At 55.4% G+C, this 17,578-nt stretch carries 10 protein-coding genes and 2 pseudogenes; 8 read left to right on the top strand and 4 right to left on the bottom strand.

What is annotated here, in order from left to right; genetic code table 11:
• Positions 1-539: 539 nt before the first annotated feature.
• Genes ACQKEK_RS20385 through ACQKEK_RS20375 form a run of 3 tightly spaced genes read right to left on the bottom strand, consistent with a single transcriptional unit; the run spans position 540 to position 6,397 of the window.
• A complete protein-coding gene (locus tag ACQKEK_RS20385; protein ID WP_038663116.1) occupies positions 540-3,710 on the bottom strand; it encodes an efflux RND transporter permease subunit in 3,171 nt (1,056 codons plus the stop codon).
• 17 nt (positions 3,711-3,727) lie between these two features.
• The gene (locus ACQKEK_RS20380; protein ID WP_037041095.1) at positions 3,728-5,080 is read right to left on the bottom strand and encodes an efflux RND transporter periplasmic adaptor subunit; all 1,353 of its coding nucleotides are present in this window, start codon (positions 5,078-5,080) and stop codon (positions 3,728-3,730) included.
• 9 nt (positions 5,081-5,089) lie between these two features.
• Positions 5,090-6,397 carry a TolC family protein gene (locus tag ACQKEK_RS20375; protein ID WP_038663111.1) on the bottom strand — a complete coding sequence of 436 codons (1,308 nt, stop codon included), beginning with the start codon at positions 6,395-6,397 and terminating at the stop codon, positions 5,090-5,092.
• Between the two features lie 837 nt (positions 6,398-7,234).
• Between ACQKEK_RS20375 and ACQKEK_RS20370 the strand changes: the two genes are divergently transcribed.
• The 3 genes from ACQKEK_RS20370 to ACQKEK_RS20360 all read left to right on the top strand — a co-directional run bounded on the left by ACQKEK_RS20370 (position 7,235) and on the right by ACQKEK_RS20360 (position 10,919).
• Positions 7,235-8,554: an OprD family porin gene (locus ACQKEK_RS20370; protein WP_014822255.1), complete on the top strand. Its 1,320-nt coding sequence runs from the start codon at positions 7,235-7,237 to the stop codon at positions 8,552-8,554.
• Between the two features lie 320 nt (positions 8,555-8,874).
• The gene (locus ACQKEK_RS20365) at positions 8,875-9,549 is read left to right on the top strand and encodes a heavy metal response regulator transcription factor (RefSeq protein WP_008569962.1); all 675 of its coding nucleotides are present in this window, start codon (positions 8,875-8,877) and stop codon (positions 9,547-9,549) included.
• The gene (locus ACQKEK_RS20360; RefSeq protein WP_017246078.1) at positions 9,546-10,919 is read left to right on the top strand and encodes a heavy metal sensor histidine kinase; all 1,374 of its coding nucleotides are present in this window, start codon (positions 9,546-9,548) and stop codon (positions 10,917-10,919) included. Before ACQKEK_RS20365 ends, ACQKEK_RS20360 begins: the two co-directional genes overlap by 4 nt.
• A gap of 122 nt (positions 10,920-11,041) precedes the next feature.
• Here the strand turns inward: ACQKEK_RS20360 and ACQKEK_RS20355 are convergent.
• Positions 11,042-11,161 (bottom strand): annotated as a pseudogene (locus ACQKEK_RS20355) (Cd(II)/Pb(II)-responsive transcriptional regulator); the annotation flags it as partial.
• 590 nt (positions 11,162-11,751) lie between these two features.
• Here ACQKEK_RS20355 and lnt point away from each other — a divergent pair.
• The 5 genes and pseudogenes from lnt (at position 11,752) to ACQKEK_RS20330 (ending at position 17,533) form a co-directional block, all read left to right on the top strand.
• Positions 11,752-13,191 (top strand): apolipoprotein N-acyltransferase, encoded by a 1,440-nt coding sequence (lnt, locus tag ACQKEK_RS20350; protein WP_017246079.1) that lies wholly within the window; start codon positions 11,752-11,754, stop codon positions 13,189-13,191.
• Between the two features lie 100 nt (positions 13,192-13,291).
• Positions 13,292-13,946, top strand: a pseudogene (locus tag ACQKEK_RS20345) (IS5 family transposase); the annotation flags it as partial.
• A 438-nt stretch (positions 13,947-14,384) separates the two neighbouring features.
• Entirely contained in the window at positions 14,385-15,380 is a 996-nt protein-coding gene (locus tag ACQKEK_RS20340) for an IS5-like element ISPsp6 family transposase (RefSeq protein WP_017246247.1), read from the top strand.
• A gap of 360 nt (positions 15,381-15,740) precedes the next feature.
• Positions 15,741-16,931 (top strand): protein-disulfide reductase DsbD family protein, encoded by a 1,191-nt coding sequence (locus ACQKEK_RS20335; protein WP_017246246.1) that lies wholly within the window; start codon positions 15,741-15,743, stop codon positions 16,929-16,931.
• Between the two features lie 17 nt (positions 16,932-16,948).
• Complete coding sequence (locus ACQKEK_RS20330) at positions 16,949-17,533, top strand: protein-disulfide reductase DsbD domain-containing protein (protein ID WP_017246245.1); 585 nt, start codon at positions 16,949-16,951, stop codon at positions 17,531-17,533.
• Positions 17,534-17,578: the final 45 nt, after the last annotated feature.

Raw genomic sequence — 17,578 nt, 5'->3', positions numbered from 1 at the left:
CTTGCCCGCAACATCGCTACCAGCGAATCGCCCTTGATTTATAAAAGCCGTTTCGTTTAAGTCAGGCCGCCATCGCCTGATCTGTTGTTATTAGCCTTCGCAAGGAGCATATCGAGTGAGCTGAACAGACGCTGGTGGCCTACCCCGCATCCATGTCGGGGGTCGTCATCTCAGCGGTCTCGCGGTTCGTGCATGATTGAAGGTGTCAGCTCGGTCTTGTACAGCCTGCTGATCATTCCAGCCAGGGCGTTGTCGTAGCTATCGCCCCTTGCTGCCAACCAGGGCAGGTCAGCCGCTGCTCGCATAATCCTTCGTCAGCTCACCTTGGGTGAAAGCCATCAGGTCGAGGAGGCGTATGTAGCGCAGGTCATAGCACTTAGCGCGAGCAAGTTTCTTATTTACCGCTTAGATGCATCAGACCTGCGCCACCAAGGCTGTACTGCCCGCTGCGCCGCTAATGAACTTAGCGCTCCGATAATCAACACGCCCCGTTCTTGCTTGCTAGCAAGAACGGGGCGTTGTGTACCGCCATCCGATATCTAGCTCGTTCTGTCGGCGGCTAGCGCGATTTCTTGCTCCTCCAATTCGTCTTCGCGCCGATGAGCCATCTGGTAGAGCAACGGCAAAACTAATAGCGTTAGCACCGTTGAGGAGAGAATCCCCCCGATTACCACCGTCGCAAGGGGGCGCTGCACCTCTGCACCGGTACCCACATTCAAGGCCATTGGAACGAACCCGAGTGAAGCCACTAGGGCCGTCATCAATACCGGGCGTAGCCGGGTAAGAGCGCCCTCGCGGATCGCGGTGTCCAGAGGCAAACCTTGCTCCCGTAGGCTACGGATGAAGGAGATCATTACCAGGCCATTTAGAACTGCGACGCCTGACAGAGCAATAAAGCCAACACCTGCTGAAATGGACAATGGGATATCTCTGAGCCACAGCGCAACAATGCCTCCCGTGAGCGCAAATGGAATCCCGGTAAAGACCAACAAGCCGTCTTTGACATTGTTGAACATCATGAAAAGCAGAATGAAGACCAGGAGCAGCGCCACGGGGACGACAATCTGCAGCCGCTTCGTTGCCGATTCAAGCTGCTCAAAGGTACCGCCCCAATCGATCCAATAACCTGCCGGGATATCTACCTGAGCCTGGATTTTCTGTTCTGCCTCGGATACGAATGATCCAATGTCCCGACCACGGACGTTTGCACTGACAACAATTCGCCGTTTCCCTTCCTCTCTACTGATCTGATTCGGACCGGGGGCCAAATCCAGGGTGGCCACCTCGCCGAGGGGGATATAACTTATGGCGCTGTTTAATTCCCTTGGAAGGGCAATTGGAAGCCGCTCAATTGCGGCGAGATCGCTGCGTATCTCGTCCGGTAAACGAACTACGATATCGAAACGCCGGTCTCCTTGAAACAAGGTGCCTGCCTCTCGGCCCCCGATGGCTACTGCAACCGCTTGCTGTACGGTATCTAGACTCAGGCCGTATCGTGCGATTTGATCGCGATCGATATCGATCGTGAGCATAGGAAGACCAGTTGTTTGCTCGACCGTAACCTCTGAAGCGCCTGGTACTTGTCCTAGCACCTCGGACACTTCCGCCGCCGTGCTGTTAAGAACGTCCATGTCATCACCATAGATTTTCACGGCTACAGCGGCACGAACACCGGAAATCAATTCGTTGAAACGCAGTTGAATCGGCTGGGAAAACTCGTAGTTATTGCCCGGTAGCTCAGCGGCGGATGCTTGGACCTCGCTTAAGAGTTCATTGCGCGACTTGCCTGGATCCGGCCATTGTTCTTGAGGCTTCAGCATGACGTACCCGTCAGAGATATTTGGTGGCATGGCATCGGATGCCACCTCCGCAGTGCCTGTGCGCGCAAAAATCCGCTCGATCTCCGGAAACTCGTCCATAAGCTTTCGTTCCAGCTGCTGCTGCATCTCGACAGACTGACTAAGGCTGGTAGCCGGTACACGAAGGGCTTGGATAGCGAAGTCCCCCTCGTTGAGGCTAGGCACGAATTCACTGCCCATACGTGACCCTACGAGGCCGGAAAGTATGACTACAACTACGGCAAAGGTGAGAACCGCTGGCTTGTTGGCCATCACCGCATCGAGTGCAGGTGCGTAGGCCCGTTTAGCATTGCGGATTAGAAAGTTTTCCTTCTCCGTAACCCGCTTACCGATAAATAGCGCAACGGCTGCTGGGACGAACGTCACCGAGAGGATCATCGCCCCGAATAGCGCTGTCACTACGGTAAACGCCATGGGCGTGAACATCTTACCTTCGACCCCTGTAAGGGCGAATATCGGCAGATATACGATCATAATGATCAGCTGCCCATAGAGTAGAGGTCGACGCACTTCCTTTGCCGCAGCGAACACTTCATGAAGCCGTTCGGACAGCGTTAATGCCCGCCCGTGATGGGACTGAGCGTGAGCAAGTCGACGCACGCAGTTCTCAACAATCACCACGGCACCATCGATAATGATGCCGAAATCCAATGCGCCTAAGCTCATCAGGTTGGCGCTGACCTCGTTGGCTACCATGCCGGTGAACGTAAAGAGCATCGCCAGCGGTATAACAAGTGCGGTTAGGATCGCCGCACGGATATTGCCCAAGAAGAGAAAAAGTATAACCACAACAAGAATGGCACCTTCAGTGAGGTTCTTCTTAACGGTGGATATAGCTTTGTCTACGAGCACAGTACGATCGTAGACAGTAATCGCCTTTACGCCCTCCGGAAGCGAAAGGTTTATCTCTTTCATTTTGTCATCGACAGCCCTAGAAACTACCCGGCTATTTTCACCGATAAGCATGAAAGCCGTACCTAGCACCACTTCGCGGCCATTCTCGGTGGCTGCGCCAGTGCGGAGCTCCTTTCCAACCTTGACCGTCGCAACGTCGCGGATACGCACTGGGGTACCGTCAACGTTGCTAATAAGGGTATCGCGGATGTCCTCCACAGACTGCATTTGCCCTGGCGCGCGAACAAGATACTGCTCGCCGCGCTTTTCAATATATCCGGCACCTAGATTGTTATTGTTTTGCTCAACCGCCTCGATCAAATCTTGTAGTGTTAGTCCAAACGACCGCAAAGTGTCTGGGTTGGGGGCGATCTGATATTCCTTTGCATATCCTCCAATCGTATTGATCTCAGTAACACCAGGTACATTTCGGACTTGCGGTTTGATGATCCAATCTTGAATCTCACGCAAGTCAGCAGGGGTATACGGCGTACCGTCCGATTTGGTGGCACCTTCCTCAGCTTCAACCGTCCAAAAATAGATTTCGCCAAGCCCAGTGGAAATAGGTCCAAGTGTTGGAGTGACGCCATCTGGGAGCTGATCTTTGGCCCCTCCCAGGCGCTCGTTCACAAGTTGGCGGGCAAAATAGATGTCAGTGCCTTCCTCAAAAATAACTGTGATCTGAGAAAGTCCATATCGAGACAAGGATCGTGTCTGCTCGAGCTTGGGCAGCCCAGCCATTACCGTCTCGAGCGGGTAGGTAATACGCTGCTCCACTTCCAGCGGGGAATAACCTGGCGCCGCAGTGTTGATTTGCACCTGTACGTTGGTGATATCCGGGACAGCATCGATAGGCAGCTTTTGGTAGCTGTAAGCTCCTAACGCTGCCATGCCAAGCACGGCTAGCATAACCAACCAGCGATGCTCGATAGAAAAACGAATGATACGTTCGAACACGATTCTATAACTCCGTATCAGTGAGCATGCGAGGCGCTGGCTTTGCCAAGCTCGGACTTGATGATGAAGCTGTTATCCAAGGCATAGCGCGCTCCGGCCTGGAGGCCTTCCTTGATTTCGACCGCTTCACTATCGCTGCGGCCACTCACGATTGGCTGAGCAGCAAAGCCATGGTCGGTCCGTACAAACACCACCGGCTTTTCTTCCAATGTGTGGATCGCATCAGGACTTACTGCGACTGGCACGGATGCTTCGCCAGCGCCTACCTGCACTTTGACGAACAGGCCGGGGCGCCAAACCCCTTCAGGGTTGGGAAGTGTGACCCGGGCGGTAGCGGCGCGGCTTTGCTGACCAACAAGTGAGCCGACATAAGAAACGGTGCCATTGGCACTGGACTCGAATGCTGTGGCCTCGATAACGGCATTGCTGCCGACTCGTACCGCGCTGAGTGCATTGGCAGGAACGCTGATATCTGCCCAAACGGTAGAGAGATCGGAAATGATGAATATCTGGTCATCGGTATTGACTGACTCACCGAGCGTGATGTCCTTCTCAACGATCATCCCATCGAACGGCGCCCTGAGTTCGTAGCGGCTCAATGCGTCTGGCTTGCCAGCATCACTGCCAAGCGCTTGTAGCTGTGCGTTTGCATTCGCAACAGTCAGCTCTGCTTCCCGTAAAGCCTGTTGTGCCTGTAAATAATCCTGTTCCGCAGAAATACGCTCTTCCCATAGCTCCTTTTCGCGTCGATAGGTTTTTTGAGCCAATGCAAGACGTTTTTGCGCCGCGTAGAACTCGCTTCTACGTTCCGACAGGTCTGTACTCGCGATCACAGCAAGTACTTGCCCCTGTTTCACCTGTTCGCCCAAATCGACTTTGACCGCTTCAACGACACCTGAGAGACGAGGCACAACTTGCGCTGTGCGATCCTGGTTAAACGTAATTTCACCTGGCAGCTCGATTGCGCTTTGTATCTTTGCAGGCTGAGCGGTTGCCAGCGAGATGCCCGCGGCTAGGATTTGGGTCTCGGAGAGTTCAACCTCTGCTGCTTCGGCGTGCGCTGCTCCCTCAGGACCATCGTCATGCTCATCTTTCTCTGCCGCACCGACCTCGTGATCGCTATCGGCGCCTCCTTCATCATGGCCATGATCTCCTTCTGCTTCTGCTTCTGCATCCTCATCCGAATGCCCTTCATCCTCATGCTCCGATTCGTCACCATGCTCGCTATGTGCGTCGCCCGCATCGGGCACAGTTGGACTACTGCGAAGAAGCAATCCGCCAAGCATAAGTGCCACGCTTAATATGACGACGATCCAAAAAATCTGCTTCTTGTGACCAGCCAAGGAAGATGTATTCGATTTACTTTTCATATGGATTCCTTATGGCTGAGTGGCCGAGGTGATAACGGCCGACCCATCGCCGACAATTCGCGAGATTTCTGCCGCCGCCTGGTTAGCTTGTGATAGCGCAGACAGATACTGAGATCGGGCTTGGAAAAGCGTGCGTTGAGCATCCAGTACGTCAAGGAACGTGAATTTTCCAAGTTCGAACCCCTTGCTGGCAGCTTCATAAGCGCTTTGGGCACTGGGGAGCATATCGTTGCGCAACAGTTCAAACTGCTGGCGAGCAGTGCGCAGCCGCATGTGCGCTTGGGAAAGTTCGCTTTTCAGGCGTATATGGACGGCGTTGAGCTCGTCCTGCGCCTGGTAGGCCCGTTCCTGCGCTGCTCCGATGTTGCCTTGGTTTCGATCAAACAACGGCAGGGGCATCGAGATACTCACCAGTCCCAGCGTGCCGTTATATTCATCTGAGCGTTGGGCACCTACGCTAACCGTCACGTTAGAAAAGCGATTCGTCCTTTCCAGCTCCAACGCAGCCCGACGTCTTTCAGCCTCCCGACGCGCGCGGGTTAGTTGGGCGGAATCGTTCAAACGGCTGTAAAGCTCAGCTAGCTCTGGAAGAGGAGGCACTGCCTCTGCCGGCTCTTCTACTCGCTCAAAGCGTGGCTGTGGATTTCCCCAGTTGGCCGCCAGCCGAGTGCGCGCAGCTTCGAGTTCAGCTGTGGCTTGGGCAAGCTCTACTTGCACGCCAGTAGCCGCAACCTGCGCCCGGGTTTCCTCTACGGGAGAGACCATGCCGGCCCTCACACGTCGATTGGCCACGTTCACTGCTCGCTTCGCAAGATCTGAAGCAGCCTGGGCGAGTTCCAGCCGTTCTTGAGCAGTAAGCACATCGTAATATGCGCCCATCACTGCCCCCCTCAGTCGAGCTTGAGCGTCCTGTAGGTCAGCGGCCGCTACGTCCATGGCGCGTTGCGCTGCCTCAATACGAGCCGAACGTTTACCGCCCAGCTCTATTTCTTGGCTCAGCTCAAGCGTCGTCTCCGGAGCATCGCCCCGGATTCCCTCCTGGCTAGCGGACAATATTGGATTCGGACGTGCTCCGGCTTGGCTAATTAATGCGCGAGAAGCAGCCAGCTCACGTCTTGCAACAGCCAGTTCAGGGCTTGCAGAGCTAGCGAGTTCCAAGGCGCGTAGAAAGCTTATGGAATCGACAGACTCAACGGGGAATGTATTTGACACACCGACAGGTAAGGTCTGTGTGAAGGTCGGCAACTCTAAAGGCTGCGCAAAGGCAAGGTTGCACGACAATGTCGCCAACCCCAGCGGTAGAAGAACTTTTCGCACCGAAATCTCCTAAAAAAGGGAAGGTTCGGTGAGACGTAAGATACAGATAAATGGCGCTTACTGGTTACTTTGGCGTCCCACCGGTTTTGTACTGATGCGCCAATTAGGTTTCTCAGGACGCCCCGCTTCAGCCGATGCGTAGCTAGCAGAAAGAAACGGTTTCAAGCTCATTGATAATACCGAACCAGTACAGATCCCTTTCGTTATAAGCGGCTTGATATGGTCACCATGGAAAACACAATCTCTATCCAGACTGATTTTTTTTGCGGCTTTTGACGATCCATCCTCGTCCGTACCTAGAGATTCATGCGCATGTTCATGATGTCCAAGATGGTTTGATGCCGAACCATATTCATGACTGCAACTCGTGCTTACAACTGCCCATGATGATTGCAATGGGAAAAGGGCTAGCAACAACAGCAGAACTGTTTTTCTCATCCAAGGCAAAAAGATGACTTCCTGGTTTAAATATCGAATCCAATCATAGAACTACCCCGCCAAGACGCTGAATACATGCACCTCTACTGCGATAGTGATTCGCCCTGAATTTAGTAGACAAATACACGAAAGCGTTTTTATCAGCCTTGCCAAGCCGGCGAGATAGCTGATGGCTATGGGGTGGTGACTTTAAATAAGTGTGGATAACGACCTGGTGACCGCAACATTACAAATCTGTAATCGAAGGAGTGCGCGATTGGGCTTCCTCAGATTACAAAATAGTCATTTGCCGCTAATCCTGCCGTCATCTCTAGGGGAAGAACATGGCCAAGCGCTAAAAAACAAAAAGGCGAAAGGCGTCATTCGAGCACTGACCTGCCGTACATAAGGAGCATCATCATGAGCAAAAAGGCCGTTTTTTCGCTGACAGCCCTTTCACTGGCATTGGGCAGCGCCCCGGTCTTTGCCCAATCGGAAACAGCCGAGGGCTTCATCGAAGGCAGCACGCTATCGCTGATAAATCGCAACTTCTATTTCAATCGGGATTTTCGCGACGGTGAGAGTGCCGCCGGCAATGGCTACTCCGAGGAATGGGCCCACGGATTGATGGCCTTCTTCGAGTCCGGATATACCCAAGGCTCGGTAGGGATTGGCTTCGACGCTTTCGCCATGCTCGGCCTCAAGCTCGACTCCGGTTCGGGGCGCTCCGGTGTGGGCGGCAGCATCGACCTGCTTCCCCACGACAGCGCTGGCGATCCTGAGGATGACTTCACACGGGTGGGGGGCGCGGTGAAAGCACGCTTGCTGGACACCGAGATCAAGGCCGGCGATGTATTTCCCACTACACCTGTCGTGCACTTCGGCGACTCTCGGCTGCTGCCGGAGTCTTTCAAGGGTGTCACCGTTGTGAACAACTCGCTGGACGACCTCACCCTTCAGGGAGGCCGCTTGCACGCGATGAGCCAGCCCAACACCAGTAACATGAACGAAGACTTCGTCACCTTCTACGGCGGGGGCGTAGACGCGCCTTGGCTCGGCTACGCAGGCGGTGACTACAGCGTGAATGAAAATATCAGTCTTAGCCTGTACACCAGCCGCCTCAAAGATGCCTGGAACCAGCATTACTTCGGTGCGTCGGCCACCTATCCGCTCTCCGATATCGTCGCGCTGCTGGCCAGCTTCAACTATTACAAGGCAACCGACGAAGGCCGTGAGTTGCTGGGCGAGTTCAACAACAACATCTGGAGCTCCAGCCTGGGTGTCGCCTTCGGCGCGCACACCGTCACGGCGTCGTATCAGCGAAACAACGGTAACAACGACTTTGACTACTTGCGCCAGGCGGACTCGATCTACCTGAACAACTCCATTCAGTACAGTGATTTCAACTCACCTAAAGAGCAGTCCTGGATGCTGCGCTACGACCTGAACATGGCGGAGTACGGCATACCCGGGCTTACTTTCATGACCCGCTACGCCCGCGGTTGGGGCGCCGATTACAGCAACGCGAACGAGGTGTACATGCGCCAAGACGATAACGGTGCGCCGCTGACGGGACAGAACCGCTGGGAACGCGACGTCGAAGCCCGCTACGTTGTACAGACTGGCTCTCTCAAGGATTTGTCTCTGCGGGTGCGCCAGGCTACCACGCGGGCGACTGCTTTCGAGTCCGACCTCGATGAGGTCCGATTCATCGCCGAGTACCCTCTCTCGATCTTGTGAAACACCATGAGCAACACCACATCTTCTTTAGTTTTGCTCCCTTGGTTTGAAGATGTGTTTCAGGCGCCCATCAGGGCGCCTTTTTTCGTTTGGTGCACCCGCTCGCGCTGCGGGTCAACCAAATGACCGGTAGATTACAAATTCGCAAGATAGCCCTCACAGGGCTTTTACCGCGTTAAAGTGCTTCCCGCTTCCCTGGGCAGATCTTTTCGCCTCTGCCTTTCACGCTAGAGCCAAGCCGCTTTCGTCTTGACCTAGTTACTACATGGATTTTTTTGGTTCCGCTTACCGCGCACCTCCTTGCCGAGTTACCTGAAAACATGCGCATCCTGGTTGTCGAAGACGAGATCAAAGCTGCGGAATACTTGCAGCAGGGTCTTATCGAATGTGGTTACTTGGTCGATTGCGTAAGTGATGGCCTCGATGGGTTTCACCTGGCACTGCAGAACGACTATGACATCGTGCTGCTAGATGTGAATCTGCCAACCATGGATGGGTGGGAGGTTCTCGAACTCATCAGGCGGCGTAAGCAGACACGCGTCATCATGCTGACTGCCAATGGCCGCTTAGAGCAAAAAGTCCGCGGCTTGGAATCGGGCGCCGACGACTATCTGGTCAAGCCGTTCCAGTTCCCCGAGCTGCTTGCCCGTATCCGGACACTGTTGCGGCGAGGCGAGGCAGTCACACTTCCGAGCAACCTGCGTGTAGCCGACCTCGAACTGGACCCGGCCCGGCATAGGGCTTACCGGAGCGGTCAGCGTATCGACCTCACCAGCAAAGAATTTGCGTTATTGCATCTGCTCATGCGCCGGACTGGCGAAGTCCTCACGCGTACGGAAATAACTGCCATGGTGTGGGACATCAATTTCGACTGCGATACCAATGTGGTGGATGTTGCGATTCGTCGCCTGCGGATGAAAGTGGACGAACCCTTCGGCGATCGCCTGATACACACCATCCGGGGTGTGGGCTACGTGCTGGAGGCGCGGCCTTGAAGCCACTCAGCCTCGCATCGCGTCTCGCGCTTCAAATCACACTGACCGGCGCCGCTTTGGTCGCGCTGCTGATTGCACTGAGCTACTGGGTACTGGTGCGCCAACTGGAACTGCGCGCCCAGGAGGAAGTGACGGCCAAGCTCTCTCAGATCGATCATGGACTCCTCGAAGACACCAAAGCCCGTATGGGCCGCTCCTGGCAACACGCATTGAGCGATACCGTACTCGGCCATGACAACCTTTCGATTACGGTCATCGGCGATACAGCGAAATCACCCATTTTCAGTATCGGCCGATTCGCCAATGCGCCGCAGCAGCTGGATCTCGTGAGCAGGGACGGCGACTATCTTGGCTGGACAACGAAAGATGGCGTGCAGATGCTAACCGGGCGCAAGCAAATCCAAGTCCCGGGACTGGCTTCAATGACGCTTTTACTTTCGCAAGATCGCAGTGCCGATCAACGGCTGGTGGCTGCATTCCTGCGCTCGGCCTTAGTGACCGTGCCGATGCTACTGATATTGATCGGATTGGCTGGATGGCTAATCGCCCAAAATGGCTTGCGGCCGCTTCGCAAGTTCCGGGCCTTGGCGACTAAGGTATCTACACAGGATCTATCACCTCGAATCCGCACCGATCGGCTTCCGCAAGAGCTCCAGGCATTGGCGCACAGCCTCAACGTAATGCTTCATCGACTCGATGACGGCGTTCAGCAACTGTCACAATTCTCGGACGATGTGGCTCATGAGTTAAAAACTCCGCTGAACAACCTGATAGGCAAGGCGCAGGTGACTTTGGTGCGTGAGCGAAGCAAGGAGCATTATCGGGAGGTGATCGAGTCGTCGGTTGAAGAACTCGAACGCATGGATCGAATCGTGTCAGACATGCTGTTTCTCGCCCAGGCCAGCCACGCCAGCCCAGCACTGAAGCTCGAACAATTATCTTTAGGAAGCGAGGCGAGGCGCGTATGTGAATACTTCGAAGTCCTTGCCGAAGAAGCGGGAGTCGCTACGACAGTAACGGGCGATGCCATGATTTTGGGAAATCGACTTATGGTCCAGCGGGCCATTTCCAACCTGCTATCCAACGCGCTGCGGCATTCAAATACTGGCAGTACGGTCGAACTTAAGATCCTTGAGGAGGACGTAGACATCGTCTCGCTGGCTGTCACCAATCATGGCGCGACTATCGAATCGGATCATCTCCCACATCTGTTCGACCGCTTTTACCGCGTTAACGGCATACAACCTCACGGGGCAGGATTGGGGCTAGCGATTGTCCGCTCAGTGATGAACCTCCACAAAGGCCACGTGGCCGTCGCCAGCAAAGACGGTCGGACCACGTTTGAACTCACGTTTCCTCGGCAGGCCTGACTCAAAGTGATACCGCACGGAGACAGCCATCACTACGAAGGGGCAAAAACCACAGGGACAAACAACCATTTCGAGGGCATGCGCGTTGGCCGGGTAACCAGGCCCGCAAGCCCCAACGCCGTTCATTTAATGCATGCGTCCTCGCTAATTCCGGCGAGAATGCCGCAAGCCTCAACTTCCCGCCCATCGTTGCAATTAGCCCGCAGTGAAACGAGTTGTCGTTCGAGTGATTGCAGAGCGGTTTCAATACTTGTGCTTTGGCAACAAGCGTCACAGGTAACGTCTGAAGTCGTTTCCGTTGGCTGCATTGCAACGTGCCGCATGATCATCACCTCCGAGGGGAGGAAAGTTTACAGCTGCCATCGAGCCCACATTTGAGACTAATTGAAGGTGGGCGAACATGCGCAAGCATGTGAGAGCAACACAAAGCCTAGAAATCAAACATTTATGGTTTGAATGTCTTAATTTTCCGTGATCTCGTTATGATTCCATAAAAATTCCCGTCATGGAAATGTTCTGATAAATCAATCAGTTAGGATGGATGTGAGTGAATTTTCCCGTTATCTCGGCATGGCCCCGAATACGGAGCAGCTCCCAGCTTACGGCGCACCTTGTCGAGTTCAGAAAGTTCACTTTGCTACTCTGGTCAGCCCGTCGAATGGGTTGATGGGTGTGAGTTGAGCGGAGCAAGAAAGCATGAGCTACAGGGTTGATCTTGGCTTAGGAGGCGAGAGCATTGGGTGATAAGTGCGCTCTACCGTCCGACTTAACCTCGGGAATGCGCTACAAGACGTTTCTGACAAGGGTGATGGCTTTACTAGCCGGAGGCGCCATGCCGCTTGCCTTTGCCCCTGTGGGCTGGGCATGGATTGCGGTGATGGCTCTTGCCGCATTATTTGTCCTGGTCGCGCAATCTTCAAGGCGTCAGGCGCTATGGTCGGCCTACATATTTGGCCTTGGTTACTTCGGCGTAGGTGTCTCCTGGGTCTACATCAGCATCAGCCAGTACGGCAATGGCCCCGTGGTGGCAGTGTTAGCCACAACGGCCTTTGTCTCGCTGCTAGCTCTCTTCCCATGGGGCGTCGCGTATCTCGTACGCCGCCTGCACCCTGAGATCGATGCGACGGCGCTCTGGCTAGGGCTACCAGCGGCATGGGTGTTGAGTGAATGGATGCGCACCTGGTTCTTAACCGGCTTTCCTTGGCTTTTTATCGGCTACAGCCAGACCGACACCACACTTGCCACTATCGCTCCTGTCTTTGGTGTGCTTGGCGTGAGTTTTCTGGTGGCCTTGCTCGCTGGCGGGCTTGCGTGGGTTATCTTGGGCTTAAGCCTGCACCGTGCGACGGTAGCCGGTGCCGTGTTAATCGCTACTCTCGCCAGCTTGCAGATTCTGGATCGTGAGTGGACGCAGCCAGCCGCTGGCCCTATCAATATTGCCCTCTTGCAGGGAAACATCACGCAAGACAAAAAATGGGACCCGGATTCCCGGGAAATCACGCTTGACCGCTATCAGACGCTTACGAAGCAGCATCTCGGGGCCGACATCGTGATTTGGCCAGAAGCGGCAATCCCGATGTGGCATGACCAGGCTAGAGAATATCTTGCTGAGCTCGAGGCGTTAGCCGATCAGGCCGGCACCTCGTTAATGATTGGCGTCCCTATACGCGAGACGGACGGTCGCACCTACAACGCGGTGATAAGCCTCTCAGATCCCGCAGGGTACTACTACAAACGCCACCTGGTGCCATTCGGTGAATATGTTCCGCTCCGGAACTTCTTGGGTTCGGCCCTCGACGTGCTCGGGGCGCCTATGTCCGATTTCACACCAGGACGGGAAGCGCACGTCCTTAACGCAGCGGGTGTGCCCGTCGGAGCACTCATCTGCTACGAGGCGGTCTTTGGTGCTGAAGTCACGGAACTTCTGCCCGAAGCGCAGTTACTGGTGAATGTCAGCAACGATGCTTGGTTCGGCAGCTCAATCGGCCCTCTCCAGCACTTCCAGATGGTCCGCATGCGTGCCATCGAAACCGGACGTGACCTACTGCGAGCCACGAACACGGGCATCACAGCAACTGTCAGCTATGAGGGAAAGGTCCTTACACGCGCTCCTCAATTCCGCGTAGCCACCCTCAGCGCCGAAGTGACCCCCCGAACTGGCGCGACCCCTTATGTGCGCTGGCGGGATTGGCCTATCCTTGGCGTGATCGCACTCGGACTCGGTTTGCTCCTGCTTCGTCGAATTCGGCAGTATCATCGGTTGGATACATAACGCTTGCCATTCTCACAGCGAGCAGACTCTGTATCGGGTGAGAAGGAAGGGATTTGTCTACATATGGCATTGGCTCGCAGGAAAAAGCTCCAAAGCCGGGCTGGAGAAACATGAGCTGGCTGCCGGCATCCTGGCTGTGATCAACGGCCACCTGGGTGACCACGGCCTGTCGCTGCGCCAAGGCACTATCGTCGATGCCACACTGATCAACGCGCCGAGTTCAACCAAGAACAAGGACGGCAAGCGCGACCCGGAGATGCACCAGACCAAGAAAGGCCAGCAATACTACTTCGGCATGAAGGCGCACATCGGCGTGGATGACGAATCGGGCTTGGTGCACAGCGTGGTGGGCACGGCGGCCAACGTGGCGGATGTCACCCAGGTCGATAAGCTGCTGCACGGCGACGAGAATGTGGTTTGCGCCGACGCTGGTTACACCGGCGTTGAGAAGCGTCCCGAGCATGAGGGGCGTCAGGTGATCTGGCAGGTTGCGGCACGCCGCATCACCTACAAGAAGCTCGATAAGCGCAGCGCGCTATACAAAGCCAAGCGCAAGATCGAGAAGGCCAAAGCCCCAAGTACGCGCCAAGGTCGAGCACCCGTTCCGCGTGATCAAGCGGCAGTTTGGCTATACCAAGGTGCGCTTCCGCGGGCTGGTGAAGAACACCGCTCAGTTGGTCACGCTGTTCGCGCTGTCGAATCTGTGGAAGGCGCGCCGACGGTTACTGACCAACGCGGGAGAGGTGCGCCTGTAATGCGGGGAATGGCCGCCGCGAGGTGCTCGCGGCGGCTAAAAACACAGAAATGAGCGGTGATCTGATCATTTTTGGTCGATTTTCCGCTTTCAAAATCGGCGGAAGCTGAAGTCAGCCAGAAATACATGGCTACTTCAGACCATCCCTAGGGGATTGTTTATAGGCCATTACTTATTCTTGAGAGGACCAGTAGGCTCGGTGCGTGCAGCTGCTCATTGAGCGATTGTGGGCCTCAGCGTGAACAGACTTATATTTAGTTGTTGGCTAGTCGTATGAAAATGGTAAGCCGCTAGGTTTTTAGCATACCCAGAGTGGCACTAACCAAGCATCTGCCTCGCCTGTGTAAAATTCTTTAAGGAGACACTGCATAAATAGCCAGCCGCCCCCACCCTTGGCACACTGAGCCCCCTCAACCAGCCCCCTCAACCAGCCCCCTCCATGAGCTTTGTTACGCGCGTGCAGAAGACCTTCTCCGAACTCGAATATACCGGCAAGAAAAAGCAGACTCGCCGAGATCGCTTCCTGGCTGACCTTGAACAGCTGGTGCCCTGGGCACAAGTGGAGGCGCAAGTGGCGCCGTTCTATAGCGACACCACAGGCAAGCGTGGACGCCCTGCGATTGGGTTGTCGCGCATGCTGCGCATGTATGTCGTGCAGCAGTGTTTCGGTCTCTCCGATGAAGGTACCGAAGATGCCGTCTACGACAGCCAGGCCATTCGTGGTTTCATCGGCATCGACCTGGGCCGTGAGTCGGCACCGGATGCCACTACCTTGTTGCGATTTCGCCGCTTGCTGGAAACCCATCAGCTAACGCGGGTGCTGTTTGAAACGATTAACCAGCATCTGGCCAGCCGGGGTCTGCTGCTCAAGGAAGGCACTATCGTCGACGCTACCCTGATCGCCGCGCCGCCCTCGGTCAAGAACCGAGAAGGTAAGCGTGATCCTGAGATGCATCAGGCCAAGAAAGGCAATCAATGGCACTTCGGGATGAAGGCCCACGTTGGTGTCGACGCCACATCGGGACTCGTGCACAGCGTGGTAGGGACTGCCGCCAACGTGGCGGATGTCACCCAGGTCGATCAGTTGCTGCACGGCGCCGAAACCTATGTTTCGGGTGACGCTGGATACACTGGTGCGGCCAAGCGACCGGAGCATGCTGAACGGGACGTTGTCTGGTCGATTGCAGCACGGCCAAGCAGTTACAAACATCACGGCAGAGACAGCGTGCTGTACCGAGTCAAGCGCAAAGTCGAATACGCCAAGGCGCAGCTGCGTGCCAAGGTCGAGCATCCCTTCCAGGTGATCAAGGTGCGCTTCAATCATCGTAAGGTTCGCTACCGTGGACTGGAAAAGAATACGGCGCAGTTGTTCAGTCTGTTTGGGTTGGCCAATCTGGTACTGGCCAAGCGGTATTTGCAACGGACGGCGGGATAAGTCCGTCCGAAAGGCGGGGCTGGCCCGCTAATCAGCAAAATCAGGGTAGAAATCGGCCCAAGAAACGCAGAATAAGGCCGGTAGGTTGAAAAAACCGGGTTGAAAAAGGGGGACGGTGAGAATTGGCTAATTGTTCAGCGTCTCCTTAATGTCATCTCAGCTCTTCGCGATGCCTGAAGCCGATGCGATAATCGTTACCGATAGCTGACGTTTGCCAATAACTCAAAGGACGGGGTCTATATGGAGAAGAGATATGAGCACTCAAAAAATCTGCTGTTTAAGTATGCAAGCAGCCAATGGCGGGGTCAGACCGGACGTTCCGGCCAGGAAGGGTGGGAAGGGGCTGGGAATAGCTGAGTGATGGATCAAATTCCCTCTTTACTCATCGCCGGCCAGCTCTTAATGGCGATAGTGGCAGGTTTGCTGCTCAACCTGACGCCCTGCGTTTTGCCTGCAATTCCCATTAAGGTCCGGACCATCTTACGAGAGGCGGGCAGCCAACGATCGCACCGCGTGCTGGCGGCATTGGCGTTCACCGCAGGAACGCTCGCGTTTTTCCTGACGTTGGGCGGACTGACCGCACTTCTGCAGTGGAGCTGGGGCACTTTGTTTCAGTCTGCGGTGTTCGTTGGTGTCCTTGTTGCCTTGATGGTCGGGTTTGCGGTGGTCACCTGGCTGGATTTGCCCATCCCGATCCCGGCGTTCGCCGCCTCGGTCCATGGCCGGCGCTACTTTGAAGCATTCGTATCTGGGTTATTGAGTGCGGTTTTGGCCGCACCCTGCGCCGGTCCTTTCCTTGGTGGAGTCCTAGCCTTTGCCGTTACCCAGCCGACGCCGGTAAGTATGGGGATATTCGGCAGTATCGGGCTGGGGTTGTCGCTGCCCTACGCAGCATTGATGCTCAAACCCGATTGGCTGAGCCGGTTGCCCAAGGCGGGGCCCTGGACCCTGGTCATTAGAGAAGTGCTCGCGTTGGTCTTGCTGGCCGCAGCCGTCTTTTTCAGCGCGAGCCTGGTGCCCAAAGCGGTTTATACCTGGCTATGGTGGTCTTGGCTGGCCCTGGTGCTGGCCTGGGGTGCCCGCCGTTTCGTCCAGGGTAATGGTACCGTGCGTGTGATCACCACAACGGCGGCAGGCCTTGCCCTTGCGATGACTGTGGAATTCGCATCCCCGCTGGGCAACAGCGAAGACGAACTCGTCTGGCAACCCTACTCCGCAAAACTACTGACGGAGACAAAAGCCCAGGGCACACCCTATTTGCTGGAGTTCACCGCCGACTGGTGCATCAACTGCAAGATACTTGAGCGCACGGTCTACCAGGAGGCCGCTGTGGCCGAAGCCGTGCGGCGCACCAAGATGGTGCCCATACAAGTTGACGTGACAGCGAGCAACCCAGAAAAAGATGCGCTATTAACTGCGACCGGCGGGCAGGCCTTACCCTTCGCAGTGGTTGTTGACCGTGACGACACCGTTATCGCCCGTTTCACGGGGCTTTTTGACACCGACAGCTTGGTCGAAGCTATCAATCGCACCGGAAACCCACAACCTTAGATACTGGAGACCCAATCATGGTGATTCGACAAAAAGGATTGCTAGCTGGAGTAGTGGTTTTTGCGATCGCGATCGCTGCGTTCATGTTGATCGACACCAACGGAAACAACCTCGACGCTGCCCAGACTGAACGTGCCGGTCTTGAAGTCCCGGTGCCGACCCGAGCAGGGTTGGCAAATTCCGCTGATAAGGTCCGCCTCACTGTTGCGGGAGGCGCCGCAGCAATGGCGGGAAAGACGGGTGATTTCGTTTTAACACTGAACATTCAACCGGGCTGGCATGTGAATGCAAATCCGGCCTCCATGGAATTCCTGATTCCCACCGTCGTCAGCTCTTCAGTCAACGGCCAGGCGCTTATAATCCCGACGCAGTACCCGCGCGGCCGGGTCAGTGACATTGTGCTGAGTGACACCGCCCTAGAGGTGTATGACGACGGTGCAAGTATTCGGCTGCGGCCCGACGAAAAACAGACCGCCGTGCTGGAAAAGGTAGGCAGGCTCGAAATGATTGTACGGGTGCAGGCCTGCAGTGACGAGGGCATTTGTCTGGCACCGACTGACCTGCCCGTTGCGCTGAATCTGGACGATACCAAGCGACAATAAGTCAGAACGGCCCTCGGAAATGACTCAATTGGGGAATGACTGTGA

The sequence above is a fragment of the Pseudomonas sp. NPDC077408 genome (genome assembly GCF_050269105.1).
Classification (GTDB): Bacteria; Pseudomonadota; Gammaproteobacteria; order Pseudomonadales; family Pseudomonadaceae; genus Stutzerimonas.
Note: the sequence above shows the minus strand (reverse complement) of the source record. Positions and strands in the feature narration are given on the sequence as shown.

What these genes read in the sequence shown, in the direction of transcription:
- lnt (WP_017246079.1), top strand. Translation starts at nt 11,752, where the DNA reads ATGCCGCTTGCCTTTGCCCCTGTGGGCTGGGCATGGATTGCGGTGATG.
- ACQKEK_RS20330 (WP_017246245.1), top strand. Translation starts at nt 16,949, where the DNA reads ATGGTGATTCGACAAAAAGGATTGCTAGCTGGAGTAGTGGTTTTTGCG.
- ACQKEK_RS20335 (WP_017246246.1), top strand. Translation starts at nt 15,741, where the DNA reads ATGGATCAAATTCCCTCTTTACTCATCGCCGGCCAGCTCTTAATGGCG.
- ACQKEK_RS20365 (WP_008569962.1), top strand. Translation starts at nt 8,875, where the DNA reads ATGCGCATCCTGGTTGTCGAAGACGAGATCAAAGCTGCGGAATACTTG.
- ACQKEK_RS20340 (WP_017246247.1), top strand. Translation starts at nt 14,385, where the DNA reads ATGAGCTTTGTTACGCGCGTGCAGAAGACCTTCTCCGAACTCGAATAT.
- ACQKEK_RS20370 (WP_014822255.1), top strand. Translation starts at nt 7,235, where the DNA reads ATGAGCAAAAAGGCCGTTTTTTCGCTGACAGCCCTTTCACTGGCATTG.
- ACQKEK_RS20380 (WP_037041095.1), bottom strand. Translation starts at nt 5,080, where the DNA reads ATGAAAAGTAAATCGAATACATCTTCCTTGGCTGGTCACAAGAAGCAG.